At 72.2% G+C, this 25,534-nt stretch carries 18 protein-coding genes; 12 read left to right on the top strand and 6 right to left on the bottom strand.

The window, feature by feature from the left end; translation table 11 throughout:
* Window positions 1-57: 57 nt before the first annotated feature.
* The 3 genes from ICC28_RS33040 to ICC28_RS33030 form a co-directional block, all read right to left on the bottom strand.
* Window positions 58-1,584, bottom strand: coding sequence for an alpha/beta hydrolase (locus tag ICC28_RS33040; RefSeq protein WP_188292470.1), 1,527 nt, complete (start codon window positions 1,582-1,584; stop codon window positions 58-60).
* A gap of 162 nt (window positions 1,585-1,746) precedes the next feature.
* A complete protein-coding gene (locus ICC28_RS33035) occupies window positions 1,747-3,291 on the bottom strand; it encodes an alpha/beta hydrolase (RefSeq protein ID WP_188292469.1) in 1,545 nt (514 codons plus the stop codon).
* Window positions 3,292-3,365: 74 nt separating this feature from the next.
* Window positions 3,366-6,113, bottom strand: a complete 2,748-nt coding sequence (locus ICC28_RS33030; protein WP_188292468.1) for a lysylphosphatidylglycerol synthase domain-containing protein — start codon at window positions 6,111-6,113, stop codon at window positions 3,366-3,368.
* Window positions 6,114-6,299: 186 nt separating this feature from the next.
* On the opposite strand from ICC28_RS33030, the gene ICC28_RS33025 reads away from it, so the two are divergent.
* From ICC28_RS33025 to ICC28_RS33000, 6 genes are all read left to right on the top strand, one after another.
* Window positions 6,300-6,686 (top strand): MGMT family protein, encoded by a 387-nt coding sequence (locus ICC28_RS33025; RefSeq protein ID WP_188292467.1) that lies wholly within the window; start codon window positions 6,300-6,302, stop codon window positions 6,684-6,686.
* Between the two features lie 257 nt (window positions 6,687-6,943).
* Window positions 6,944-10,561: an ATP-dependent helicase gene (locus tag ICC28_RS33020; protein WP_188292466.1), complete on the top strand. Its 3,618-nt coding sequence runs from the start codon at window positions 6,944-6,946 to the stop codon at window positions 10,559-10,561.
* Between the two features lie 91 nt (window positions 10,562-10,652).
* On the top strand, window positions 10,653-14,204 hold the full coding sequence (locus ICC28_RS33015) for a UvrD-helicase domain-containing protein (RefSeq protein ID WP_188292465.1): 3,552 nt from the start codon (window positions 10,653-10,655) through the stop codon (window positions 14,202-14,204).
* A 10-nt stretch (window positions 14,205-14,214) separates the two neighbouring features.
* The gene (locus ICC28_RS33010; protein WP_188292464.1) at window positions 14,215-15,627 is read left to right on the top strand and encodes a dipeptidase; all 1,413 of its coding nucleotides are present in this window, start codon (window positions 14,215-14,217) and stop codon (window positions 15,625-15,627) included.
* A gap of 156 nt (window positions 15,628-15,783) precedes the next feature.
* A complete protein-coding gene (gene nudC, locus ICC28_RS33005; RefSeq protein WP_188292463.1) occupies window positions 15,784-16,725 on the top strand; it encodes an NAD(+) diphosphatase in 942 nt (313 codons plus the stop codon).
* Window positions 16,726-16,819: 94 nt separating this feature from the next.
* Window positions 16,820-17,545, top strand: coding sequence for a uridine kinase (locus ICC28_RS33000; RefSeq protein ID WP_188292462.1), 726 nt, complete (start codon window positions 16,820-16,822; stop codon window positions 17,543-17,545).
* Between the two features lie 140 nt (window positions 17,546-17,685).
* Here ICC28_RS33000 and ICC28_RS32995 read toward each other — a convergent pair whose 3' ends face one another.
* Window positions 17,686-17,943, bottom strand: a complete 258-nt coding sequence (locus tag ICC28_RS32995; RefSeq protein WP_188292461.1) for a mycoredoxin — start codon at window positions 17,941-17,943, stop codon at window positions 17,686-17,688.
* A gap of 184 nt (window positions 17,944-18,127) precedes the next feature.
* Between ICC28_RS32995 and ICC28_RS32990 the strand changes: the two genes are divergently transcribed.
* From ICC28_RS32990 to ICC28_RS32970, 5 genes are all read left to right on the top strand, one after another.
* Window positions 18,128-20,323: an ATP-dependent DNA helicase UvrD2 gene (locus tag ICC28_RS32990; RefSeq protein WP_188292460.1), complete on the top strand. Its 2,196-nt coding sequence runs from the start codon at window positions 18,128-18,130 to the stop codon at window positions 20,321-20,323.
* A 165-nt stretch (window positions 20,324-20,488) separates the two neighbouring features.
* Window positions 20,489-20,821, top strand: coding sequence for a hypothetical protein (locus tag ICC28_RS32985; protein WP_188292459.1), 333 nt, complete (start codon window positions 20,489-20,491; stop codon window positions 20,819-20,821).
* Window positions 20,822-20,996: 175 nt separating this feature from the next.
* On the top strand, window positions 20,997-21,365 hold the full coding sequence (locus ICC28_RS32980; protein WP_005480495.1) for a WhiB family transcriptional regulator: 369 nt from the start codon (window positions 20,997-20,999) through the stop codon (window positions 21,363-21,365).
* Window positions 21,362-21,688, top strand: a complete 327-nt coding sequence (locus tag ICC28_RS32975) for a hypothetical protein (RefSeq protein WP_188292458.1) — start codon at window positions 21,362-21,364, stop codon at window positions 21,686-21,688. The genes ICC28_RS32980 and ICC28_RS32975 overlap by 4 nt, the downstream gene beginning before the upstream one ends.
* Window positions 21,689-21,825: 137 nt before the next feature.
* The gene (locus ICC28_RS32970) at window positions 21,826-22,035 is read left to right on the top strand and encodes a hypothetical protein (protein WP_188292457.1); all 210 of its coding nucleotides are present in this window, start codon (window positions 21,826-21,828) and stop codon (window positions 22,033-22,035) included.
* A gap of 3 nt (window positions 22,036-22,038) precedes the next feature.
* On the opposite strand, the gene ICC28_RS32965 is transcribed toward ICC28_RS32970, so the two are convergent.
* On the bottom strand, window positions 22,039-23,418 hold the full coding sequence (locus tag ICC28_RS32965; RefSeq protein WP_188292456.1) for an ABC1 kinase family protein: 1,380 nt from the start codon (window positions 23,416-23,418) through the stop codon (window positions 22,039-22,041).
* Window positions 23,411-24,625 carry a TOMM precursor leader peptide-binding protein gene (locus ICC28_RS32960; protein WP_188292455.1) on the bottom strand — a complete coding sequence of 405 codons (1,215 nt, stop codon included), beginning with the start codon at window positions 24,623-24,625 and terminating at the stop codon, window positions 23,411-23,413. The genes ICC28_RS32965 and ICC28_RS32960 overlap by 8 nt, the downstream gene beginning before the upstream one ends.
* A 237-nt stretch (window positions 24,626-24,862) precedes the next feature.
* On the opposite strand from ICC28_RS32960, the gene ICC28_RS32955 reads away from it, so the two are divergent.
* Window positions 24,863-25,459: a M48 family metallopeptidase gene (locus tag ICC28_RS32955; protein ID WP_188292454.1), complete on the top strand. Its 597-nt coding sequence runs from the start codon at window positions 24,863-24,865 to the stop codon at window positions 25,457-25,459.
* Window positions 25,460-25,534: the final 75 nt, after the last annotated feature.

Below are 25,534 nucleotides of genomic sequence, written 5' to 3'. Positions count from 1 at the left end.
CCCGGCCTGAACGGCGGGGGCTCCGGGCGCCAAGGGTGCCTGGAGCCCCCGCCGTCGTCATGAGCAGGTCTTGCCGTCCTCGGGCACGGTGCCCCGCAGCAGATAGGCGTCCACCGCTGAGTCGACGCAGTCGCTCCCGCTGCCGTAGGCACCGTGGCCCTCGCCCTTCCAGGTGAGGACCACTCCCACGCCCTTGCCCAGCTCGTCCGCCATCTTCCGGGCGCCCTCGACCGGTGTCGCCGGGTCGCCGGTGTTGCCCACGACGAGGATCGGTGCCGATCCGGGCGCGCTCACCTCCGGGGTGTCGAACTGCCCGTCCACCGGCCACTGGTGGCACCAGCCGGCCGTGTCCCAGCCCAGGAACCTGCCGAAGACGGGCGAGATCTTCTCGAACTCCGGCAGCAGCTTCTTCGTCTCCTCGACGGTCGGCCGCTGCTTGGTGTCCAAGCACGATATGACCCGTTGCGAGTGGGACGTCGTGCCGTAGCGCCCGGACGGGTCACGGTCGTTGTAGCCGTCGGCGAGGGCGAGCAGCTCCGAACCGTCGCCCTCCTCCACCGACTCCAGCGCGCTGGTCAGCGTCGGCCAGCTGGACTTGCTGTACAGCGGCAGCACGATCCCGGTGAAGGCCAGCGTCTCCGTCAGCTTCCGTCCCGGCCCCGTCGGCATCGGGTTCGCGTCGAGGCGGTCCAGCAGGTCGGCGATCTTCCGCGTGCCCTCCTCGGGGTCCTGCCCGGTGGACCTCAGATAGTTGTTCAGGGCGCGCTGGAAGCCCCGGGACTGGTTCTCGGCGTGCTCCACGATGCCCGCTTCGGGGTCGACGACGGCGTCGAGGACGAGCCGCCCGACGTTCTTCGGGAACAGGTTGGCGTAGACGCCGCCGAGTTCGGTGCCGTAGGAGATGCCGAAGTAGTGCATCTTCGAGTCGCCGAGGACATGGCGCATCAGGTCCATGTCGCGGGCGGTGTCGGTGGTCGACACGTGCGCCAGGAGCTTCCCCGCGGACTTCTCGCAGCCCCGCCCGAAGTCGGCGGCGTCCTGAAAGTACGCCGCCTCCTCGGCCGCGTCGTCCGGAGTGGCGTCCACGGTCTCCGCGGCCTGGATCTCCTTGTCGCCGCGGCAGCGCACGCCCTCGCTGGCGGCGACTCCGCGCGGGTCCCAGCTCACCAGGTCGTAGCGCTCGTGCAGCGAGTCGGCGTTGGAGGCGTAGTACGGCATCATCGAGATGCCCGAGCTGCCGGGGCCGCCGAAGTTGAACAGCAGCGAGCCGATCCGGTCGTTCCCGCGGGCCTTGGCGCGGATCAGGGCGAGCCCGATCGTCTCGCCCTCCGGCTCGGACCAGTCCAGCGGCACCTTGAGCGTCGCGCACCGCCAGTCGCCGCCCGGGGCGGGGGAGTCGTCGGTTGCCTTGCACTCGCCCCAGTCGAGCTTCTGGGAGGTCAGGGATGAGGGCAGCGAGGAAGTCGGCGCACCCCTGCTGGTCTCCGGGCCGCCCTTGCCGTCGTCGGACGAGCCGCCGCTGCACGCCCCGACCAGCAGTGCGGTGGCGCTCGTCAGAGCCGCCCACCGTACGAAACGCGCCATGTGCACTTCCCCCCTCGCAGGCCGTCCGCATCGTCCCGCGGATGGCGGTCAAGCCATAGTAGGCGGATCACGCGACAGCCGTTCCAGCCTGTGGATAACCCTCTGGCCTGCGGCTTTGTCGGGATCTTGGGGGTGCTGTCAGGGAAGATGCCAGGTGGGCCGTCACGAGCACACGGTCCCGGCCGCGGGCACCTTTCCCTCCAGCAGGTAGCCGTTCACTGCGCCCTGCACGCACTTGTTCTTGCTGTCGTAGGCGCCGTGCCCCTGGCCCTTGTACGTCAGCTCGACGCCCACGCCCTTGCCGAGCGCCCGCACCATCTTGCGCGCCCCCTCGTACGGCGTGGCCGGGTCGCCGGTGTTGCCCACGACGAGGATCGGCGCCGATCCGGGAGCGCTCACGTCCGGATGGTCGCCGGTGCCGGCCACGGGCCAGTCGATGCAGCTGATCATGGACCAGGCCAGGAAGTCGCCGAACAGCTCGGAGGCGGCCCTGAACTCCGGCAGCTTTCGCTCCACGAACTCGGCGGTGTAGCGGGCCTTGTCGTCGGCGCAGTTGATGGAGACGTTGGCCGCGGTGATGTTGCTGTACTCGCCGTTCTCGCTGCGTCCGTTCATCGAGTCCGAGAGCAGCAGCAGGATCCTGCCGTCACCGTCGTACGCCTGGACCAGGGCCTCGGTCAGGATCTCCCAGAAGTCCTGCGAGTACAGCGCCTGGGCGATGCCGTTGGTCGCGGCGGTCTGGGTCAGTTCACGTGGGAAGACGCCCGGCAGCGGCTTGCGGTCCAGGTCCGACAGCAGCTTGGCGATACCGTCCTTCACGTCCTGCGCGCTGTCGCCGATCGGGCAGTCCTCGACCTTCGAGACGCAGTCCTCGGCGAAGTTGTCGAGCGCCAGCTGGAAGCCCTTCGCCTGCCCGAGAGAGCCCTCCTCCGCGGTCTGTGTCGGGTCGACGACCGCGTCGAAGACGGCACGGCCGACGTTCTTGGGGAACAGATGGGCGTAGACGCCGCCGAGTTCGGTGCCGTAGGAGATGCCGAAGTAGTGCAGCTTGTCGTCGCCGAGGACCTGGCGCATCAGGTCCATGTCGCGGGCCGCGTCGGTGGTGCGCACGTGCGGCAGCATCTTCTTGGACTTCTTGTTGCAGGCCGCGTTGAACTCCCTGGTGCTGTCCAGCAGCGCGGTGCGCTCCGTGGCGTCGTCGGGCGTGGCGTCCTGCTGGAAGTAGGCGTCGAGCCGCTGGTCGTTCTCGCACAGCACGGGCGCGCTGCGGCCGACCCCGCGCGGATCGAAGCTCACCAGGTCGTAGCGGGTGCGCAGGGCCGCGTAGTCCTCGCCGAACGCGGGCAGCGTGGTGACGCCCGAGCCGCCGGGCCCGCCGAAGTTGAACAGGAGCGAGCCGATGCGCTTGTCCTTGTCGCCGCTCGCCTCGGCCCGGATCAGGGCGAGGTCGATCGTGTCCCCGCGCGGGTCGTTCCAGTCGAGGGGCGCCTTCAGGGTGGCGCACTGCCACGCGTCGCCGTTGGGCAGCGGTGACGGGGCACTGCCGCCGCCCTCCGCCTGGGAAGGGGCCGGACAGTCCTTCCAGTTCAGCTCCTGGGCCGTCAGGTCCTCGTCCTTGGGGTCGTCGCTGCACCCCGCCAGCACGGAGGACAGCAGCACGGCGGAGGCGGTCAGGACGGCGGCCCGCAGGCGGCAGGGGTTCGGCATGCTCCCATCCTGCGGTGGAGCACGGCGGGACGCTCGGGGCGCGGGCCGTACGAGGTACGGTCCGGACGCGCCTGCTACAGGGCGCCCTTGCGCGTGAGGTGGTTGAAGGCCAGCCAGCCCGGCAGGACGGGCAGCCACAGGGTCAGCAGCCGGTACAGCAGCACCGAGGGGGCCGCGACCTCGCTGGGCAGGCCTACGGCGATCAGACCGACCGTCAGCGTGGCCTCGACCGCGCCCACACCGCCCGGAGTGGGGGCCGCGGAGCCGAGCGCGTTGCCCGCGAGGAAGACGACGGCGACGCTGGCGAGGCTGATCGAGTGCTGGGGGTCGCCGAACGCGCGAATCGACGCGTCGAGACACATCACGAAGCATGCCGTCAGCAGCAGCATGCCCCCGATGCCGGTGATCAGCTTCTGCGGGCGCTGCAGCACGTCGAGCATGCGCGGTACGACGCCCGCGAACAGCGACCTCACGCGCGTGACGACGAACTTGCGCAGGAACGGCACCGAGGTCACCACGAGGACGAGCACGGCCACCGTCAGCAGGCCCGCGATGACCGTCCGGGACGGCGACAGCGAGGGCGTCTTCTCCGTGCCGGTCAGATAGCCGAAGGCCAGCAGCATCAGGATGTGGCAGCCGAGGCCGAACAACTGGGACGCGCCCACGCTCGCCACCGCGAGCCCCGGGCGCACGCCCGCGCGTTGCAGGAACCGGGTGTTGAGTGCCACGCCGCCCACCGCGGCCGGCGCGACGATCTTCACGAAGGATCCGGCGACCTGTGCCGCCACGGTGCGCAGGAACGGCACCCGCTCCGGCACGAATCCCAGCAGGGCCATCGCGGCCGCGAAGTAGCTGGCCGCCGAGAACAGCACGGCCGCCGCCACCCAGCCCCACTCGGCGTTGGAGACGAGCGGTCCGAACTCGATGTGGGTGAGCTGCGTCAGCAGGAAGTACGCGCCGATGGCGCCGGCGATGAAACTGATCAGCGTGCGCGGCCGCACCCGTTCCAGGCGGGCCGGCTCGACCGGCGCCTGCGGCTTGATCCGCAGCACCTCGTGCCGGATCTGCGTGAGCAGATCGTCCTCGCGCGCCTCGTCCAGCGCCTCGTCGATCGCACGCTTCTCGGCCCGCGTCTGCGCGCGTACGGCCTTCTTGCCGGGCTTCTCCAGCAGTACGGGCTCGGCCTCGCCCTCCGTCGCGCTGTCGCCACGGGCCTGCTTGACCTGCTTGGAGGCCTCCAGCACCGCCTCGCGTTCGCGTTCCGCCTGCTCCCGGGCCAGTCTGCGCAGCGTCGCGCGCGTGGAGCGCGTCAGCGCGATGGGCTGGAGCATCGGCAGGCAGTCGGCGACGGTGTCGGGGCCGAGGACGCCGACGGCGGAGGCCACGGCGCGTTCGGCGCCCACCCGGAGGCCGAGCGTCGTCACCAGCTGGGCGATGTCCATGCGCAGGAGCAGCTCACCGGCCGCGATCTCGCCGCCGCGCAGATCGGTGAGGATCACCTTGCCGGAACGATCCACCAGAATCGCGTCACCCGCGAGCCGGCGGTGGGCGATGCGCCGGGACTGCAACGCCCGTACCTGGTGCCAGGCGTTGTGCAGCAGCTCGTCGGTGATCTCCTCGTCCGTCAGCGAGTCCAGGGTGCGGCCGCCGCTGTGCTCGTAGACGAGCATCACGGCGTCGGGGCCGAGCTCGGAGGTGGCGATCAGCTTGGGCGCGTTGGCGCCGGCCGCGATGGCCGCGTAGGCGAGCAGCGCCTCCTGCTCCAGGGCCTGGCGCAGGGACTGCAGGCTGCGGCGGGTGGCGAAGCCGCGGAGCGTCAGATTGCGCCACACGCGGTAGAAGAAGCCCTGCGCCTGCTGCTCGCGGTCGACGACCGTGACGTCCAGTGGCGGGCCGTCCTCCAGGGTGACGAAGTAGCGCCGGCCGCGGTCGCCGGTGTCGGTGTGCTCCGGGATCTCCTCCCGGGCCGCGCTCACCGGGTGGAAACCGACGGTCCGCAGGCCCGCCATGAGTGTCCGTCCGGTGGGGCGGACGTTGGGCGAGCCGACCGCGTAGAGCGTGCCGTAGGCGACCGTCCAGCCGATCAGCACGGTCAGGATGATCGAGAACGGGGTGGTGTACCCGGTGACGAGCATCGAGAAGGCGTCGAGCATCAGCACGATCCACAGCACCGCGCGCCAGCGCGGCCGACGGGACATGCCGACGGCCGTCATGTAGGCGATGACAGGGGCCAGGTAGCCGTGCACGGGGTCCGTGAGGGCGTGGATGTCACCGGGGGAGGGCTGGGTGAGCGCCTCCTGGATGGAGCCGGGGGCGGCCTTGGCGACCCACAGATCGGTGGCGAGCGTCACGCCGTGCGCGAGGACGGCGGCCAGCACGCCGTCGGCGATACGCAGTCCGTCACGCTTGATCAGCCGCTCGATGGCGAACGCCACGGGCACCAGCAGGATCGCGATGCTGGAGGCCAGGCCGGCGATCTTGATGAGCAGGTCGGGCGCCTGGCCGGTGCCCTTGTTGATGTCCTGCTCGAGGCCGGAGGTGGTGCCGTGCGCGAACGCGGCGATCGCCAGCAGGACGACGACGGCCAGCACACCCACCAGGAGGCGCATCAGGTCGGACGGGCGGTGCACGCGCGCGGGGAGCAGCGGTTCGTCGCCCTCCACCTCGTCGGTGAGCGGCTCGTCGGGGTCGGGCGCGGCCTTGCGTCCGGTGTCCACCGCGTGCGTGACCTCCGTGCCGTCGGCGCCGGGGGCGCCTGCCGGGCGCGACGAAGCCTCAGAGGTGCTCTCCGCATCCTCGGGGTGCACACCCTGCTGCTTCATCGTCTCTTCTTGATCTCGTATCAACGGTCACCGCCCGCACGATGGTGGCATGCCCCGCCGGCGCGCGGAGGCGTCAGGGTGCACATGCGGGGGCGCACAGTCTGCCGGAAGCGCCGCCCCGGAGCGAGGGCCACGCAGGGTCACGGGCCCGTCACATTGTCGGTGGGGTGCGGCAGGATGGGGCGGATGAGCGAGGAGAGCCTTCCGCAGGACGCCCGCCCGGAGTACGCCGACGCGCTGCCGGAGTACGCCGAGCGGGTCCTTGAGGTCGCCGAACTGATCCCGCCGGGACGCGTCATGACGTACGGGGACGTCGCCGAATGGCTGGGGGAGGGCGGCCCGCGCCAGGTCGGCCGGGTGATGGCGCTCTACGGGGGAGCCGTCCCGTGGTGGCGTGTCGTCCGCGCGGACGGCGCCCTGCTCCCCGGGCACGAGCTGCGTGCCCTTCGTCACTACCGCGACGAGGCCACACCGCTGAAGGAGGCGAGCCGGGCAGCCGACGGTCATCTGCCGCGCCTCGACATGAGACGGGCGCGATGGGACGGCGGGGAGCGCGCGGAAGGTCACACCTGACAGCTTCCGCCATCGCGGGGGCCGGGGTGGGGCCTGTGATCCGTACGGGGGAACACGGGCACGTCCGTGGCATGGCGTACGTTCGTGAGTCGAGGGACGCATGTGTCGCGAGAGCCCCGAGGGATGAATCGGAAGTCCTGCTTCCGCACTGTCGGTCGGCGTAGCGTCGGCTGCACGTGTCCCCGTCACCCCACCGGCACCGCCCTCCGCGCGCGGTGGCCGGACAACCAGCACACCCTCCAGGACCGGCGAACCACGTGAGCTCCTCTTCCTCCACCAGGCGCCTGCCGCACCCCCCGGTGCGGCAGGGGAGCCGTGGCGCTTACCGACTGGTCCGTACCCCGCCGGAGCGCACGGACCCCCCTCGTCTGGACGCCGCACAGCGTTCCGTGGTTGACCACGACAGCGGCCCGCTGCTCGTTCTCGCAGGTCCGGGCACCGGGAAGACCACCACACTGGTCGAGTCCGTGGCGCGGCGGATCGCCCGCGGCGGCGACCCCGCGCGCGTGCTGGTGCTGACGTTCAGCCGCAGGGCGGCCGTCGAACTGCGCGACCGCATGGCCCTGCGCACAGGAGCGGCACGCGCGCCCCGGGCGACCACCTTCCACTCCTTCTGCTACGCCCTGGTCCGCGCCCACCAGGACAGCGACCTGTTCGTGGAGCCGCTGCGGCTGCTGTCGGGCCCGGAGCAGGACGTGGCCGTACGCGAGCTCCTCGCCGGACAGCCGGACCTGGAGCGGCTCGGCCTCGCACACGTGCGCTGGCCCGACGAACTGCGCGCCTGCCTGACCACCCGCGGCTTCGCCGACGAGGTCCGCGCGGTCCTCGCCCGCAGCCGCGAACTGGGCCTGGACCCCGGCGCCCTGGACGCCTTCGCCCGCCGTATCGGCCGCCCCGACTGGCGGGCCGCGGCCGCCTTCCTCGCCGAGTACCTCGACGTCCTCGACCTCCAGGGCGTGCTCGACTACGCCGAACTGGTCCACCGCGCGGTCCTCCTCGCCCGCCGCCCCGAGGTCGCCCGGCAGCTCGCCGACCGGTACGACGCCGTCTTCGTCGACGAGTACCAGGACACCGACCCGGCCCAGGTACGGCTGCTGCACGCGCTCGCCGGCGGGGGCCGCACCCTCGTCGCCTTCGGCGACCCCGACCAGTCGATCTACGCGTTCCGGGGAGCCGACGTGAACGGCATCCTGGAGTTCCCGCGCGACTTCCCGCGCGCGGACGGCCGTCCCGCCCCCGTCGCGGTCCTGCGGACCTCCCGCCGCTCCGGCGCCGCGCTGCTGTCCGCGACCCGGCTGCTCACCCAGCGGATGCCGCTGACCCGCCTGCCCGCGGACAAGGTCCGCGCCCACCGGGAGCTCGCACCCGTCCGCGACGGAGGCCGCGTCGAGGTGTACACCTACCCGACGCCGGGCACGGAGCTGGACAACATCGCCGACATCCTGCGCAGGGCACACCTGGAGGACGACGTTCCGTGGCGCGACATGGCCGTCCTGGTACGCGCCGGCTCCCGCACCATCCCGACGGTCCGCCGCGCCCTCACGGCGGCCGGCGTCCCCCTGGACATCGACGGCGACGACCTGGCCCTGCGGCACGAGCCGGCGGTGGCACCGCTGCTGACGGCTCTGCGGGCGGTGGCCACGGCGGAGGCCGGGACGGGCAACGGGCGCGAGGCCGCCGTCGCCGAGGACGCCCCTGCCGACGACGAGCCGGCCGCGGCGGAGGCGTCCTCCCGTGGGTCCGATAGGGAGACGGCTGCCGATGGCGAGCCGGAAGCCGCGGCCGCACCGGACGGGTCGTCCCGTGGGCCCGATACGGAGACGGCTGCCGACGCCGAGTCGGCCGCGGCGCAGGCGCCGTCCCGTCGGCCCGACGCGAAGAGTGCTGTCGACGGCGACTGGGCAGCCGTGGCCGAGGCGGACACGTCCTCCCGCCGACCCCACACGCAAACCGCCGCCGACGACGAGCCGGAAGCCGCGGCCGCACCGGACGAGCCCCCCTGCTGGCTCGACACGGAAACCGCTCTCACCCTGCTCGCCTCCCCCCTCGCGGGCATGGACGCCGCCGACCTGCGCCGCCTCGGTCGTGCTCTGCGCGACGAGGAACGGGCCGCCGGTGTCGCCCTGCCGCCGCCCTCGGACGAACTGCTCGCGCGCGCACTGGCCGAGCCGGAGCGGCTGGTCGCGCACGACCCCACGTACGCGCGTGGCGCCCAGCGCCTCGGCGCGCTGCTGCGCAAGGCCCGTGAACGCCTCGCGGGCGGCGGTACGGCCGAGGAGGCGCTCTGGGACCTGTGGGAGGGCACGCCCTGGCCCACCCGCCTGGAGCGCGCCGCCCGGCGTGGCGGCGCGGCGGGCCGCAACGCGGACCGCGACCTGGACGCCGTCTGCGCGCTGTTCGCGACCGCGGCCCGCGCCGAGGAGCGCACCGGCGGCCGCGGCGCCCTGAACTTCCTGGAGGAGATCGAGGCGGAGGACATCGCCGCCGACACCCTCACCCGGCGCGCCGTACGCCCCGACGCGGTCCGGCTGATGACCGCGCACCGCTCCAAGGGCCTCGAATGGCGCCTCGTCGTCGTCGCGGGAGTCCAGGAGGGCCTGTGGCCCGACCTGCGCCGACGCGGCTCCCTCCTGGAAGCCGACCGCATCGGCCGCGACGGACTCGCCGAACCGCTCACCCCGGGAGCACTGCTCGCCGAGGAGCGCCGCCTGTTCTACGTGGCCGCCACGCGCGCGCGTGAACGCCTCGTCGTGACCGCCGTGAAGGCCCCCGCGGACGACGGCGACCAGCCCTCCCGGTTCCTCGCCGAGCTCGGCGTCGAACCCAAGGACGTCACCGGACGGCCGCGGCGCCCCCTGTCGGTCGCGGCACTCGTCGCCGAGCTGCGCGCCACGACGGTCGACCCGCGCGTGTCCGACGCCCTGCGGGAGGCCGCCGCCCGCCGACTGGCCCGGCTCGCCGCCCTCTCCGACGACGACGGCCGCCCCCTGGTCCCCTCGGCCCACCCCTACCGCTGGTGGGGCATGTTCGAGCCGACCGAGAGCAAGGTGCCGCTGCGCGACCGCGACCAACCCGTCGTGCTCTCCGGCAGCGCCCTCGACCAGCTCGCCAACACCTGCGCCCTCCAGTGGTTCCTGGGCCGCGAGGTGAAGGCAGACGCGCCCGCGACCGTCGCCCAGGGCTTCGGCAACGTCGTGCACGTCCTCGCCGACGAGGTCGCCTCCGGACACACCCCGGCCGACCTGGCCGTCCTCATGGAGCGCCTCGACTCCGTGTGGAACGCGCTCGCCTTCGACGCGCCGTGGAAGTCGGCGCAGGAGAAGGAGAACGCGCGCGTGGCGCTCGAACGCTTCCTGAAGTGGCACGTCACCGACCGCACCGGCCGCACCCCGGTCGCCAGCGAGCACGACTTCGACGTCACCCTCGAAGCCGGCGACTACGAGGTGCGGATCCGCGGCCAGATGGACCGTGTCGAGGCCGACGGCGAGGGCCGCGCCTACGTCGTCGACTTCAAGACCGGCAAGCAGGCGCCGAGCGCCGCGGAGGTGGCCCGGCACCCGCAGCTCGCCGTGTACCAGCTCGCCGTCCGCGAGGGCGCCGTCGACGAGGCCTTCGACGGACTGCGCCCGGAGCCCGGCGGCGCCGAACTGGTCCATCTGCGGCAGGGCGCCGCCAAGCGGGACGGCGGCGAGACGCTGCCCAAGGTGCAGGCGCAGGAGCCCCTTGAAGGGGAGTGGGTCGGCGACCTGCTGGCCACCGCCGCCGGCAAGGTCCTCGACGAGCGGTTCACGCCGACGACGGGCCAGCACTGCGCGCACTGCGCCTTCCGCGCGTCGTGCAGCGCGCGCCCCGAGGGACGTCACGTAGTCGAGTGACGCACGGCACCACACGTGCTGACCAGCGCTTCTTCCGGCCCGGCAGGCGATTCGGCATCCACTGTCAGTGCGCGCCGCTAGCCTCTCTGAGGTGCCGCCACGTATCACCGATCCCGATCAGCTCAAGGAGCTCCTGGGCATCCCGTTCACCCCGGAGCAGATGGCGTGCATCACCGCGCCGCCCGCCCCGCAGGTGATCGTGGCCGGCGCCGGATCGGGCAAGACCACGGTGATGGCGGCCCGCGTGGTCTGGCTGGTCGGCACCGGCCAGGTCGCCCCCGAGCAGGTCCTCGGCCTCACCTTCACCAACAAGGCCGCCGGCGAACTCGCCGAACGGGTCCGCACGGCGCTGATCAAGGCGGGCGTCACCGACCCCGACGTCATCGACCCGGACAACCCGCCGGGCGAGCCGGTGATCTCCACGTACCACGCCTTCGCGGGCCGTCTCCTCACCGACCACGGGCTGCGCATCGGGCTGGAACCGACCGCCCGCCTGCTCGCCGACGCCACCCGCTACCAGCTCGCCGCGCGCGTGCTGCGCGAGGCCCCGGGCCCCTACCCGGCGCTCACCCGCACGTTCGCGGACCTGGTCAGCGACCTCCTCGCACTCGACGCCGAACTCGCCGAGCACCTCGTACGCCCCGAGGCCCTGCGCGCCTACGACGCCCGGCTCCTGCTCACCCTCCAGGGCGCCAAGCTCACCAACGCCGACCTGCGCAAGGTCCCCGAGACGGCCGCCGCCCGCCGCGAACTGGCCGACCTGGTGGTCCGCTACCGGGCCGCCAAACGCGAGCGGGACCTGCTCGACTTCGGCGACCAGATCGCCCTGTCGGCCCAGCTCGCGCAGCTCCCCGAGGTGGGCCGCATCCTGCGCGAGGAGTTCCGCGTGGTCCTCCTCGACGAGTACCAGGACACCTCGGTGGCCCAGCGCATCCTCCTGGCGGGCCTGTTCGGCGGCGGCACAGGCCACCCGGTGACCGCCGTCGGCGACCCCTGCCAGGCGATCTACGGCTGGCGCGGCGCCTCCGTCGCCAACCTGGACGACTTCCCCGAACACTTCGCCCACGCCGACGGCCGCCCCGCCACCCGGCAGGCCCTCAGCGAGAACCGCCGCAGCGGCGGCCGCCTCCTGGACCTCGCCAACGGCCTCGCGGAGCCCCTGCGCGCGATGCACGCGGGCGTGGAGGCCCTGCGCCCGGCGCCCGGCGCCGAACGCGACGGCATCGTCCGCTGCGCCCTGCTGCGCACCCACGCCGAGGAGATCGACTGGGTCGCCGACTCGATCGCCCACCTCGTGAACACCGGGAAGGCGCCCGGCGAGATCGCCGTTCTGTGCCGTACGGCCACCGACTTCGCCGAGATCCAGGGCGCACTGGTGGCCCGGGACGTCCCCGTCGAGGTGGTCGGCCTGTCCGGGCTGCTGCACCTGCCCGAGATCGCCGACCTCGTCGCCGTCTGCGAGGTCCTCCAGGACCCCGGGGCCAACGCCTCCCTGGTCCGTGTGCTGACCGGACCGCGCTGGCGCATCGGCCCGCGCGACCTCGCCCTGCTGGGCCGCCGGGCCCGCCTGCTGGTGTCGCACACGCGCGTGGACGGCGACGACGACCCGGACCGCCGGCTCGCCGAGGCCGTCGAGGGCGTCGACCCCGCCGAGGTGATATCGCTCGCGGACGCCCTCGACACGTTCCTGGAGACACCGCTCGACGGCGCCGGGGACGACGACGGGCTGCCCTTCTCGCCGGACGCGCGCGTACGGTTCGCCCGCCTGGCCGCCGAACTGCGCGACCTGCGCCGCTCCCTGTCCGACCCGCTGATGGACGTCCTGCACCGCGTCCTCGCCGTCACCGGCCTTGAGGTCGAGCTGTCGGCGTCCCCGCACGCCCTGGCCGCCCGCCGCCGCGAGACGCTGTCGAACTTCCTGGACGTCGCCGCCTCCTTCGCCGCCGGCGACGGCGAGGCGACCCTGCTGGCCTTCCTCGGCTTCCTGCGCACGGCCGCCCAGTACGAGAAGGGCCTCGACAACGCCCTCCCGGGCGGCGAGAACACCGTGAAGGTCCTCACCGCCCACAAGTCCAAGGGCCTGGAGTGGGACGTCGTCGCCGTCCCCGGACTGGTCACCGGCACCTTCCCCAGCAGCCAGGGCCGCGAGAAGTGGACCTCCCAGGGCAAGGTGCTGCCGCACGAACTGCGCGGCGACGCCGACACCCTGCCCGACGTCGAGGCCTGGGACGCGCGGGGCCTGAAGGCCTTCCACGAGGCCATGAAGGACCACCAGCACACCGAGGAACGCCGCCTCGGCTACGTCACCTTCACCCGCCCGCGCTCCCTGCTCCTCGGCTCGGGCCACTGGTGGGGCCCCAGCCAGAAGAGGCCGCGCGGCCCCTCCGACTTCCTCAAGGACCTGCACGACCACTGCGCGGCTGGACACGGCGAGATCGAGGCCTGGGCGGACGAGCCCGCCGAGGACGAGGAGAACCCGGCTCTCCACACGGCGACCGTCGACCAGGTCTGGCCCCTGCCCCTGGACGACGCGGCACTGGCGCGACGCCGGGCGGCGGCCGAGACGGTCCTCGCCCACCTGGAGGACCTCGCCTCCCACGAGGACGGCCACCCCGCCGCCCGACACGACCCGGACGCCTACGACGACCCGGACTGGCCTCCGCCGCCGGACGACGAAGCCCTGTACGACGCCCCCGAGGACGAGCCCGTCGCCGCCGACGTGCCCTTCGACGGACCTTTCGAGCACGACGCCCCCTTCGACACGCCCTTCGACGCCCCCTTCGAGGACGGCCAGGCCGACGACTGGGACTCATGGGCCACGGAACGCCCGGCCGTCCCCCACCAGGCCGCACCGCCCGAGCCGCAGGCCCCAAGCCCCCACCCCTCCGATCCGGAACCCGCGCTCACCCGCCTCACCCCGGAGGAGGCCCGCACCGTCGCCTCCTGGGACCGCGACCTCGACGCCCTCACCGGCGAGCTGCTGCGCGCCCGCGCCGACGTCACCGACGTACCCCTGCCCGCCTCCCTGACCGCGACCCAGCTGATGCGCCTCGCCGAGGACCCCGACGGCCTGGCCCAGGAGCTGGCCCGCCCCATGCCCCGCCCACCCCAGCCCGCCGCCCGCCGCGGCACCCGCTTCCACGCCTGGGTCGAGGCCCGCTTCGAGGAGCTCACCCTGCCCATGCTGGAGCCGGAGGAACTGCCCGGCAGCGAGGCCGAGATCGCCGACGAAAGCGACCTGGAGGCGCTCAAGGACGCCTTCGAACGCAGCGCCTACGCCCAGCGCACCCCCTACCGCGTCGAAACCCCCTTCCAACTCGCGCTCGCCGGCCGCGTCGTACGGGGCCGCATCGACGCCGTCTACAAGGAGGGCGACGGCGAGACGGCGACGTACGAGATCGTCGACTGGAAGACCAGCCGCACTCGCACGGCCGACCCCCTCCAGCTCGCCGTGTACCGGCTCGCCTGGGCCGAGCAGCAGGGCGTGCCCCTGGAGTCGGTCACCGCCGCGTTCCTGTACGTGCGCAGCGGCGAGGTCGTGCGGCCGCGGAACCTCCCGGACCGTGCCGCGCTGGAGCGGCTGCTGACCGGGGAGCCGTCGTGTGACGAACCGCCCAGCAACGATGTCGGTGCGGGCCGATAGGCTCGTGACCATGAGCCATCCCGTTGACAGCGACGTCAGCGCCGTCCGTACGTACATCGCACAGCACCGCGCGGCCTTCCTCGACGACCTCGCCGCATGGCTGCGCATCCCCTCCGTCTCGGCCCAGCCCGACCACGCGCCCGACGTACGCCGCAGCGCCGACTGGCTCGCCGCCGCCCTCAAGGAGGCCGGCTTCCCGACCGTCGAGGTCTGGCAGACATCCGGCGCCCCGGCCGTCTTCGCCGAGTGGCTCTCCGAGGACCCCCAGGCCCCCACGGTCCTGGTCTACGGCCACCACGACGTGCAGCCCGCCGCCCGCGAGGACGGCTGGGACAGCGACCCCTTCGACCCCGTCGTCCGGGAGAACCGCCTCTACGCGCGCGGGGCGGCCGACGACAAGGGCCAGGTGTTCTTCCACACACTCGGCGTCCGCGCCCACCTCGCCGCCGGCGGCCGCACCAGCCCCGCCGTCAACCTGAAGCTGATCGTCGAGGGCGAGGAGGAGTCCGGCTCCCCCAACTTCCGTACGCTCGTCGAGGCGCACGCCGACCGGCTCGCCGCCGACGCCGTGATCGTCTCCGACACCGGCATGTGGTCCGAGGACACCCCCACGGTGTGCACCGGCATGCGCGGCCTCGCCGAGTGCGAGATCCAGCTGTACGGGCCCGACCAGGACATCCACTCCGGCTCCTTCGGCGGCGCGGTGCCCAACCCGGCCACCGTCGCCGCCCGCCTCGTCGCCGCCCTGCACGACGAGCACGCGCGTGTGGCCGTCCCCGGCTTCTACGACGGCATCGTCGAACTCACCGACCGCGAGCGGGAACTCCTCGCCGAGCTGCCCTTCGACGAACAGCAGTGGCTGCGCACCGCCAAGTCCCACGCCACCCACGGCGAGGCCGGCTACACCACCCTGGAGCGCATCTGGGCCCGCCCCACCGCCGAGGTCAACGGCATCGGCGGCGGCTACCAGGGCGCCGGCAGCAAGACGATCATCCCGTCCTCCGCGGTGGTGAAGCTGTCCTTCCGGCTGGTCGCGGGACAGGACCTCCAGCACACCGAGAAGGTGGTCCGCGCCTGGGCCGCCGAACAGGTGCCCGCCGGCATCCGCCACGAGATCACGTTCTCCGCGGGCACGCGCCCGTGCCTGACACCGCTGGACCACCCGGCCCTGCAGTCCGTCGCCCGCGCCATGGGCCGCGCCTTCGGGCAGCCCGTCCGCTACACCCGCGAGGGCGGCTCGGGACCGGCCGCCGACCTCCAGGACGTCCTCGGCGCCCCGGTGCTCTTCCTCGGCATCTCGGTCCCCTCCGACGGCTGGCACGCCCCGAACGAGAAGGTCGAGCTCGACCTGCTGTTCAAGGGCGTCGAGACCACCGCGTACCTGTGGGGCGACCTCGCGGAGAACTGGCTCCGTGCGCCCTGAGCACCCCGAACGGTCCGGAGCGGTGCCGCGCGCGGGGCACACTGGTGGGGCCGCCCCGCACCGTCCCGCCCCGCCGGACCCGGTCCCCTCCCGCCCTACGTCCCGCTGAACCGCCTGCCGAAACCAACCGTTCCACCGGGGGAGTTGGAAGCACCCGTGACCACCTGGACCGACCACACCGCCGACCGCCCCATCTCGCTCACCGCCCCGAGCGGCATCGACCGCGCCGCCCACCACCGCCTCGACGAGGCCTGGCTGGCGGCGGCGTGGAGCCACCCCACGACCCGTTGCTTCGTGGTCTCCGGCGGCCAGGTCCTCATCGACGAGACGGCGGACGGCCGGACCGAACTCGTCATGACCCCCTCCTTCGAGGCCCCCCTCACCGAGGCACACCGCTACTTCCTCGGCATCGACGAGGACGGCGTCAGCTACTTCGCCCTCCAGAAGGACGCCCTGCCCGGCCGTATCGACCAGTCCGCGCGCCCGGCGGGCCTGCGCGAGGCGGGCCTGCTGCTGTCGCCGCGCGACGCCGGCCTGATGGTGCACGCGGTCGGCCTGGAGAACTGGCAGCGCACCCACCGCTTCTGCTCCCGCTGCGGCGACCGCACGGTCATCGCCGCGGCCGGCCACATCCGCCGCTGCCAGGCGTGCGGGGCCGAGCACTACCCCCGCACCGACCCGGCCGTGATCATGGCCGTCACCGACGAGGACGACCGCATCCTGCTGGGCCGGCAGGTGCACTGGCCGGAAGGCCGCTTCTCCACCCTCGCCGGCTTCGTCGAGCCCGGCGAGTCCATCGAGCAGGCGGTACGCCGCGAGGTCTTCGAGGAGGCCGGCGTCACCGTCGGCCAGGTCGAGTACGTCGCCAGCCAGCCCTGGCCCTTCCCGTCCAGCCTGATGCTGGGCTTCATGGCCCGCGCCACGTCGACCGACATCGACGTCGACGGCGACGAGATCCACGAGGCCCGCTGGTTCTCCCGCGACGAGCTGCGCACCGCCTTCGACACGGGCGAGGTCCTGCCGCCCTACGGCATCTCCATCGCGGCCCGCCTCATCGAACTCTGGTACGGCAAGCCACTGCCGACCCGCAGCGCCTGACCGACATACGAAAGGGCGGCCGCCCCACCTCGGGACGGCCACCCTGCTGATCGGTGATCTTCCTGGCCGTCGGACCAGCCGATAGGTTCCCCCCATGAGATCACCACAGGCTGACGTGCATCATTCGGCTTCGTCCTGGCGGCAGCCCTGTCCTCCGGCGGCCTCCGTCGAGCGCAGCATGCTGGTCGAAGAGATTGCCAAGCGCATCCTGAATCTCGGGCAGGGCCGTCTGCTCGTGGGGATCGACGGCTTCACCGCTGCGGGGAAGACGAGCTTCGGGCATGAACTGGCTGAGTGGATCAGTGTTGCGGGGCGGCCCGTGCTCCGGGCGACTCTCGACGATTTCAAGAAGCCGTGGAGGGACCGGCATCTGTATGACCGGGAGTCCGGCGAGGGGTACTACCGCAACGCATACGACTATGAGGCGGTCAGGCGCCTGCTGCTGGATCCCTGCCGGTCATCGGGAGCGACATCCTGCGTGCTGTGCAGCATCGACCCGCTGACCCAACGAGATCACTCATCGGAAGCGACGCCGCTTTCGGCGGACGCTGTGCTGATCGTGGATGGGGTCTTCGCGTTCCGGCCCGAGATCAATGAGTACTGGGACTTCCGGATCTGGTTGCAGGTGGATGCGGAGCTGTCCGTTCGGCGAGGTGCCGAGCGCGACCAGAACTGGGCCGGGTCTGAAGCCGAGTCGATCCACCGCAACAGGTATCTGGTGGCCGAGAACATCTATCTTCAGGAAGTCGACCCGCTGCGGATGATGGATGTGGTCATCGACAACTCGGCGTTCGCGCGTCCGCAGATCGTGACGCCGTGACGCCGGCAGTCTCGGGCGCGTGCCCGTCTTCGGGCGTCATGTCGATCACGCTACCGCCGAGCCCGGACCCGTAAAGGCCGGGCATACAAAGACCCCCGATCCGGCGCCAGGCCGGTCGGGGGTCGTGTGCGTCATGTGGGTCAGACGCCCAGCGCCTGCTTCACCTGGGCAAGGCTCGGGTTCGTCATCACGACCTCAGTCCCACCGCTGGAGGGAACCACCTGAACAGTGGGGACCGTCTGGTTTCCGCCATTCGCCTTTTCCACGAATGCCGCGGACGCCGGGTCCTGCTCGATGTTGATCTCGGTGTACGCGATGCCCTCGCGCTCCAGCTGCTTCTTCAGCCGCTGGCAGTAGCCGCACCACGTGGTGCTGTACATCGTCACAGTGCCCTGCATGTCTCGCGCGCTCCTCTGGTGGCTCGGGGACGGGGTCGTCCTGATGAGGAACGCTTGTGATCGGGCGGCCATTCCCGCCCGGGGTATGCCGGGCCGCGTGACGCCTGCCGCATTAGTACGACTGCAAGGCCCTGCCTGTGGACAACCGGCTCACCCGTCTCCGGCGACCTGGCAGCATGGCCATGTGACAGCAGCAACGCACTCCCCGCTCTTCCCGCAGGTACCGGACTCGGCCGACGCGGTGCTCGAGGGACTCGACCCCGAGCAGCGCGAGGTGGCGACCGCCCTGCACGGGCCGGTGTGCGTGCTGGCCGGTGCCGGAACCGGCAAGACGCGGGCGATCACGCACCGGATCGCCTACGGGGTGCGCGCCGGGATCCTCCAGCCCTCCAGCGTGCTGGCCGTCACCTTCACCAACCGTGCCGCCGGTGAGATGCGCGGCCGGCTGCGCCAGCTCGGCGCCGGCGGGGTGCAGGCCCGTACGTTCCACTCGGCGGCCCTGCGGCAGCTCCAGTACTTCTGGCCGAAAGCGATCGGTGGCTCGATGCCCCGGCTCGTCGACCGCAAGATCCAGCTCGTCGCGGACGCGGCCGCCGCCTGCCGCATCCGTCTGGACCGCGGCGAGCTGCGGGACACCACCGCCGAGATCGAGTGGTCCAAGGTCACCCAGACCGTCCCCGCCGACTACCGGCTCGCCGCCGCCAAGGCCGGCCGGGAGGCCCCCCGCGACCCGGCCGAGATCGCCCAGCTCTACTCCGCCTACGAGGACCTCAAGCGGGAGCGCGGCGTCATCGACTTCGAGGACGTCCTGCTGCTGACCGTGGCGATCCTCCAGGACCGCCACGACATCGCCGAGCAGGTCCGCTCCCAGTACCAGCACTTCGTGGTCGACGAGTACCAGGACGTCAGCCCGCTGCAGCAGCGCCTGCTGGAGCTGTGGCTGGGCGAACGCGACAACCTGTGCGTGGTCGGCGACGCCAGCCAGACGATCTACTCGTTCACGGGAGCAACCCCGGACCATCTGCTCGACTTCCGCACCCGTCACCCCGGTGCCACCGTCGTCAAGCTGGTCCGCGACTACCGCTCCACACCCCAGGTGGTCCACCTCGCCAACGGTCTGCTCGCCCAGGCCCGGGGCCGGGCCGCCGACCACCGCCTGGAGCTGATCTCCCAGCGGGACCCGGGTCCGGAGCCCGTCTACACCGAATACACCGACGAGCCCGCCGAGGCCGAGGGCGCCGCCCGCCGGATCCGCGAACTGCTGGACTCCGGGATCCCGGCCAGCGAGATCGCCGTCCTGTTCCGCACGAACTCCCAGTCCGAGACCTACGAGCAGGCCCTCGCCGACGCCGGTATCCCCTACCAGCTGCGAGGCGCCGAGCGCTTCTTCGACCGCCCCGAGGTCCGCAAGGCCGGGATCGCCCTGCGGGGTGCCGCCCGCTTCGGCGGCAACGACTCCCTCCTCGACGACGCCGTCGACCTGCCCTCGCAGGTGCGTGCCGTGCTGTCCGGGGAGGGCTGGACGCCGCAGCCCCCGGCCGGCTCCGGCGCGGTCAGAGAGCGCTGGGAGTCGCTGGCCGCCCTGGTGAACCTCGCCCAGGACTTCGCCGCCGCCAGACCCGGCGCCACCCTCGGCGACCTCGTGGCGGAGCTCGACGAGCGGGCCAACGCCCAGCACGCGCCCACCGTCCAGGGCGTCACCCTCGCCTCCCTGCACTCGGCCAAGGGCCTGGAGTGGGACGTCGTCTTCCTGGTCGGTGTGGCCGAGGGCATGATGCCGATCACCTACGCAAAGACCGACGAGCAGATCGAGGAGGAGCGCCGCCTCCTCTACGTCGGAGTCACCCGCGCCCGGCAGCACCTCCATGTCTCCTGGTCCTCCGCCCGCTCACCCGGCGGCCGCCCCAACCGCCGGCCCAGCCGTTTCCTCGACGGGCTGCGCCCCGGCTCCACCGGCACCGCCGGCTTTGCCGCCGTGGGCCGCTCGGGGGGCGTCGAGCGCGGCTTCACCAGCAGCCCCGGCGCCGCCCCGCGCCGCACCCAGCGCATTCCCGCCCGCTGCCGGGTCTGCGGGCGCAGCCTCACCGACGCCGGTGAGATGAAGCTGATGCGTTGCGAGGACTGTCCCTCCGACATGGACGAGGGCCTGTACGAGCGGCTGCGCGCGTGGCGTGCGGTCCAGGCGCAGCGCAGTGGGCAGCCGGCGTTCTGCGTCTTCACCGACAAGACACTGATGGCGATCGCCGAGGCCACTCCCGACGACGAGAGGGAGCTGGCGCGGATCCCGGGTGTCGGCATGCGCAAGCTCAACCGCTACGGGACCGATGTGCTAGCCATCTGCGCAGGTCGGCAGCCCGAGGAGGAAGAGGACGAGGACTGAAACGAACTCGTCGAAAAAATAGTTTGCGCATGCCCCAGGAATCCCCATAGGTTCTTAGCCACGGGAACGGAGGCCTTCCTGGAGGCCCCAATTCCGTGTTGTACTTGCATACCCGTCGGACTGGCTCACCCCAGTCCCCCTAGACGCCGAGAGGAGGCGAGTCCAGTGATCAGCATCAACACCAGCTCCATCGTCAGCACCGTGAAAATGGCCGATCGCTCGGCCGTCGCCTCCCTGTGCATGCTCGGCACCTCGGACCTGGGCACCGGTCTGTCCGGCATTCGTGCCGTGCGTCCGGCGTCCTCCCTGTCCCTCGCGGGTCTCCCTGTCCGCGAGCGGAATGAGCGACCGACCAAGGCACTGGAAGCGGCAGTAGAAGCACAGGCGCAGGCCTATGGCTTTACGGCGACCGGTGCCGGATTCCGGAAGCAGACGACGCAGCACCACCACCAGATGTGGGCCTTCCGTGGGCCAGAACCCTGGAGTGATCCAGCCTGATCGGCGATCAGGCCGGCGCCTTCAGGGCCGCGGAACCCCATCCGGGATCCGCGGCCCTTCTGTTTTCCCTGAAGCGGGAGAACGGGGTGAAGGGGCCTCGGGACAAGAAAAGAACCCGGTACCAGCCGCAACCCGGTCCAACAGGACCGGAACGACCAGACGAGGAAGACCAACCGTGCAACTCGAAGCGCACGCCCCGTCCGTACCGCCTTCCGAAACGATCCCCCCGCCCGGCCTCACGGAGGACTCCACCTTGACCCCGCTCACCGCGCTCACCGCGCTCGACGACGCCATCGAGAACCTCGGCGTACCCGTCCCCTGCCGTTCCTACGACCCGGAGGTCTTCTTCGCCGAGTCGCCGGCGGATGTCGAGTACGCCAAGTCCCTCTGCCGCACCTGCCCGCTGATGGAGGCCTGCCTCGCCGGCGCCAAGGAGCGGCGTGAGCCCTGGGGCGTCTGGGGTGGCGAGCTGTTCGTCCAGGGTGTCGTCGTCGCCCGGAAGCGGCCGCGTGGCCGCCCGCGCAAGAACCCGGTCACGGCATGAACACCGCAGGAACGATCGACCGCCCCCTCACGCACGACCCCAAGAAGCAGGCCCCGATGAAGCCGTCCACCAACGAGCCCGCAGGCACCACGACGCCTGAAGACTTCACCACCAGTGGCGCGATCGACTCGCGCCAGAACAGGACCCGCGAAATGCAACTCATCCCAGAAGCCCTGGCCCGTGCGCATATGCACGAGCGTCTGCACGAGGCCGAGCGGGAACGCCAGGCCATCCGCCTGGTGACCGCGCGCCGTATGCAGCGTCGCGCCGAGCGCGCCTCGCTGCGTGCCCGTCGCGCGCTCGCCATGGCGGTCATGCAGTAACCGACCACACCCGAAGCGGTGGCCTCCCGAACCGGGAGGCAGCAGCTCTCCACGCGGGGGCCGGTCCGTCCGAACGGACCGGCCCCCGCGGTGCGTTGTGCCCGCGCAACCGCCGACGACGGCGTTATCGTCGCCGGGTGACGAGTCTTTCCGGGGACAGTGACCACGGCGGTTCCGGCGCGGAGCGGCAGACCCTGGTGTGCGCCCGCTGCGGAACCCGGGCCGAGGCGCCCCAGCCCACCTGGGCCTGCTCCGTGGAGAACGGCGCCCGCCGCTACTTCTGCGACGCCTGCTCCCGGGAGAATCTCAGGGCGATCGAGGGGCGGCTGGACTCGGCCTGGTGGTAGGGCTCACGCCTCCGCCGCCGACTCCTCCGGCGTCTCCTCCTCCGCCACGAAGCCCGGCAGCCAGGCCTCCAGTTCCTCGCGCAGCCGAACCGTCGCACCGAGCTGGCACAGGACGCCGATGGTGCTCAGCGTCACCCTGTGGATCAGGAGATAGGCAGGCGGCAGGTTGAGCTGCTTGCCGAGCTGGTACGCGGGGGAGCGGGGGTCGCCGACGCGGGCCGCCTGGCTGCGCATCCAGCCCCGGGTGAAGGTGAACTCGTCGACCTGGGCCGGTTCGATGATCGGCAGGAGGTAGTCGAGGACGGCGTCCGGGTCCAGCTCTATGGACTCCTTGACGAAGCCCTCCGTGCACAGCAGCTCGTAGACCGCGTCGGCCTCGCCGTCCAGGGTCATCCGCAGGGATTCACCGATGGGCGTCGGCAGGCCGCCCGGAAGGCGGTCGACCGTGCCGAAGTCCAGGACGCCCAGACGCCAGTCGTCCTCACTGTCCGGCTCACCGTCCGGTTTGCCGGGCAGGAGACGGAAGTTGCCCGGGTGCGGGTCGGCGTGCAGCAGGCCGGTGCGGGCCGGGCCGGAGAACAGAAAGCGCGCCAGGAGCTGACCGGCGCGGTTGCGCTGCTCGGCGGTGCCGCCCGTGATGATCTCCGACAGCGGGATGCCGTCGATCCACTCGGTGACCAGGACCTGCTCGCACTGATGGACCACGCCGGGGACCACCACGTCCGGGTCGCCCGCGAACTCCTCCGCGTGCACCTGCTGGGCCTGGGCCTCCAGGCCGTAGTCCAGCTCCTCGGAGACACGGTCCTTGAGCTCCGTGATGAGCGGCTTGATGTCCATGCCCGGGACGAGCGGCCCCAAGAGGCGGGCGAACCGGCTCAGTTGGTTGAGGTCCGACAGCAGGGCCTCGCCGGCGCCCGGGTACTGGACCTTGACCGCCACCTCGCGGCCGTCGTGCCACACGCCCCGGTGCACCTGGCCGATGGAAGCCGCCGCGGACGGCTTGTCGTCGAACTCCTGGAACAGGTCCTGCCAGTCCGTGCCGAGCCGCTCGGCGAGCACCGTGTGCACGGTGCGCGTCGGCATTGGAGGGGCCGCCTCCTGCAGCTTCGTCAGCGCCGCACGGTAGGGGCCGGCGACTTCTTCGGGCAGGGCGGACTCGAAGACGGACAGTGCCTGCCCGAACTTCATCGCACCGCCCTTGAGCTCGCCGAGCACCTTGAACATCTGCTCCGCGGTGCGCTGCTGCAGCTCGCGGCCGACGATCTCCGCGGACTCGCCCACGATCCGCTTGCCCAGTCCCCAGGTCGCCCGTCCGGCGAAGCCGAGCGGGAGCGCGGCGAGCTTGGCGGTACGGGTGACCGCTTTCCGGGGAAGATCAGACATGCGCCCTCCAGGTCCCAGGCAGCCGCGCCGTGTCTGCCTGACGGCGTGACGTTCTCGACGGCCGTTGCACCGCCATTGTCTCGTGTGCCTCCCCCTGCTTGGAGGTGTGTCCTTCCTTACCCTTCTCCGCGGCCCCGCACGAGCATGCGGGATGCGGTAGGACCGGGCGTGCGTGCCAGGTCAGACCGGGCAGGGACACCTCCCAGCGGACGCCGGCGCTGGACGGCGTCCGGCCGTCCAGGAACGCCAGCGCGTGCGCGGCCGCCAGCCCCGCGACCGTCGTGGCCAGCGCCAGGTCGCAGGGCGGCACCTGTCGCCGGCCGCCCGAGCGCCACTGCGTGATCATGCGAGGCCAGGCCGGGTCCCGGTCGGCGCGTCCTTCGCTCAGACAGCCCGCGCAGCTCGTCTCACCGGGCAGGACGAGCGGACCGACGACGCCGGTTCCCTCCACCACACCGGCGTACAGATGCGGCGTACCGGAAGTGATCAGCGGGTCGGCGGCGGGCGGGTCGGGGGCGTGCACGGCGACGTCGTCCCGTGGGGCGAGGATCACCAGGGAGTGGCCCGGGTGGTCGCCGTCCGGCGCTGACTGGGGTCCGCGGCGCGGCGGCCGGTCCGGTGCCGCTCGGCGCACGGCCCGCCGGGCGGCCTCGTCCCGCCGGTCCCCCAGGGACTCGGCGGGCAGTCCGCCGGGTGCCACGTCCCAGGGCTCGACCTGACCGCCGTCGCACACGTCGACCTCGCCGATGCCCGCGCCCGACAGCACCGAGGCCAGTACCGCGCCCACCCGGCCGGCGCCTCTCACCTGTACGTGCAGGGAGCGGCGGGCGGCTAGTCGGCGCATCGCCTCGCCCGGCTCGGGCGTGGTCAGGGAGAGCGAGGCCAGATCGGGGCGGAGCCGGTCCATGACCTCCTTCTTCCGGCGCAGGTCGGCCGCGGCAGGGCCGCCCCCTCGCGCGTCGTCGAGCAGCCCGGCCCGCGTCAGCCGCTGCACCAGCCCGTCGACATGACCGTCGGGCAGCTGCATGCGGCGCCCCTCCGCACGCAGCAGGTCCAGCCCGCGGGTGCCGTTGAGGAGGTCGAGGAAGCTGCCCGTGGCCGTGTCCATCGGGCCGAGCGTCATCGCGTGCGCGGGAGTCATCCCGAACTGCACGGTGTTGAGATCGCGCCAGCCGCGCCGGAGCGCGGGCTTCACCCTCGGATGCATGACAGGCCCCCGTACGTCATGGTTCGTTCCTCGTACGTCATGGTTCGTCCCCGTGTGCCGTGGAGTCGGTCGCAGCTCCGTCGGCGAGATCCAGCATGCCGGGCTCAGCGGCCGGGTGCCGAAAGTTGTCCACAGGCGGTGGGTGTTCGTCGTACAAATCCGACGCATGGCGGGGGATCGGTGCCGAACCGACCCGGAGTCGGGACTTCCCGCGTGTGCAGCGGGTAACGTCGGGGCGTGTCCGTCGACCCACTGCACCGCGCCGGAACGCCACAGCGCAGCACGACGAGCCCGCCGCCGAGCAGCCCGGGGGCGAGCGCGATCGAGGTGCGCAGGAGCACCCGTCGGCGCAGGACGGTCTCCGCGTACCGCGAGGGCGATCGCACCGTCGTGCTCATCCCCGCCCGGATGTCCGAGGCGGAGGAACAGCGCTGGGTGAACGTCATGCTCGACAAGCTGGCCGCCCAGGAGAGCAAACGGGTGCTCGGCGACGCGGAGCTGGCGGAGCGGGCGGAGCGGCTGTCGGCCCAGTATTTCAGCGGTCGCGCCCGGCCCACGTCGGTCCGCTGGGTCACCAACCAGAACACGCGCTGGGGTTCGTGCACCCCGGCCGAGGGCAGCATCCGGCTCTCGCACCGCCTCCAGGGCATGCCCGAGTACGTCGTCGACTACGTCCTCCTGCACGAGCTGGCGCATCTGCTCGTGCCCGGCCACGGCCCCCGCTTCTGGCGGCTGTTGGAGGCGTATCCGCGTACCGAGCGGGCCCGGGGCTACCTCGAAGGAGTGGTCGCCGCCGACCGGCTGCCGCATCTGCCCGGCGCGCGCGGAGAGTGACCATTCCCGGAAGCGGGGCTTCCGGTACAGTCGCGCGCCGGTTCTGTACCGGCTGTGTACCGACTTCGTCCGGTG

Source organism: Streptomyces sp. TRM68416 (genome assembly GCF_014596915.1).
GTDB lineage: Bacteria > Actinomycetota > Actinomycetes > Streptomycetales > Streptomycetaceae > Streptomyces.
Note: the sequence above shows the minus strand (reverse complement) of the source record. Positions and strands in the feature narration are given on the sequence as shown.

What these genes read in the sequence shown, in the direction of transcription:
- ICC28_RS33040 (WP_188292470.1), bottom strand. Translation starts at nt 1,584, where the DNA reads ATGGCGCGTTTCGTACGGTGGGCGGCTCTGACGAGCGCCACCGCACTG.
- ICC28_RS33035 (WP_188292469.1), bottom strand. Translation starts at nt 3,291, where the DNA reads ATGCCGAACCCCTGCCGCCTGCGGGCCGCCGTCCTGACCGCCTCCGCC.
- ICC28_RS33030 (WP_188292468.1), bottom strand. Translation starts at nt 6,113, where the DNA reads ATGAAGCAGCAGGGTGTGCACCCCGAGGATGCGGAGAGCACCTCTGAG.
- ICC28_RS33025 (WP_188292467.1), top strand. Translation starts at nt 6,300, where the DNA reads ATGAGCGAGGAGAGCCTTCCGCAGGACGCCCGCCCGGAGTACGCCGAC.
- ICC28_RS33010 (WP_188292464.1), top strand. Translation starts at nt 14,215, where the DNA reads ATGAGCCATCCCGTTGACAGCGACGTCAGCGCCGTCCGTACGTACATC.
- ICC28_RS33000 (WP_188292462.1), top strand. Translation starts at nt 16,820, where the DNA reads ATGAGATCACCACAGGCTGACGTGCATCATTCGGCTTCGTCCTGGCGG.
- ICC28_RS32995 (WP_188292461.1), bottom strand. Translation starts at nt 17,943, where the DNA reads ATGCAGGGCACTGTGACGATGTACAGCACCACGTGGTGCGGCTACTGC.
- ICC28_RS32975 (WP_188292458.1), top strand. Translation starts at nt 21,362, where the DNA reads ATGAACACCGCAGGAACGATCGACCGCCCCCTCACGCACGACCCCAAG.
- ICC28_RS32965 (WP_188292456.1), bottom strand. Translation starts at nt 23,418, where the DNA reads ATGTCTGATCTTCCCCGGAAAGCGGTCACCCGTACCGCCAAGCTCGCC.
- ICC28_RS32960 (WP_188292455.1), bottom strand. Translation starts at nt 24,625, where the DNA reads ATGCATCCGAGGGTGAAGCCCGCGCTCCGGCGCGGCTGGCGCGATCTC.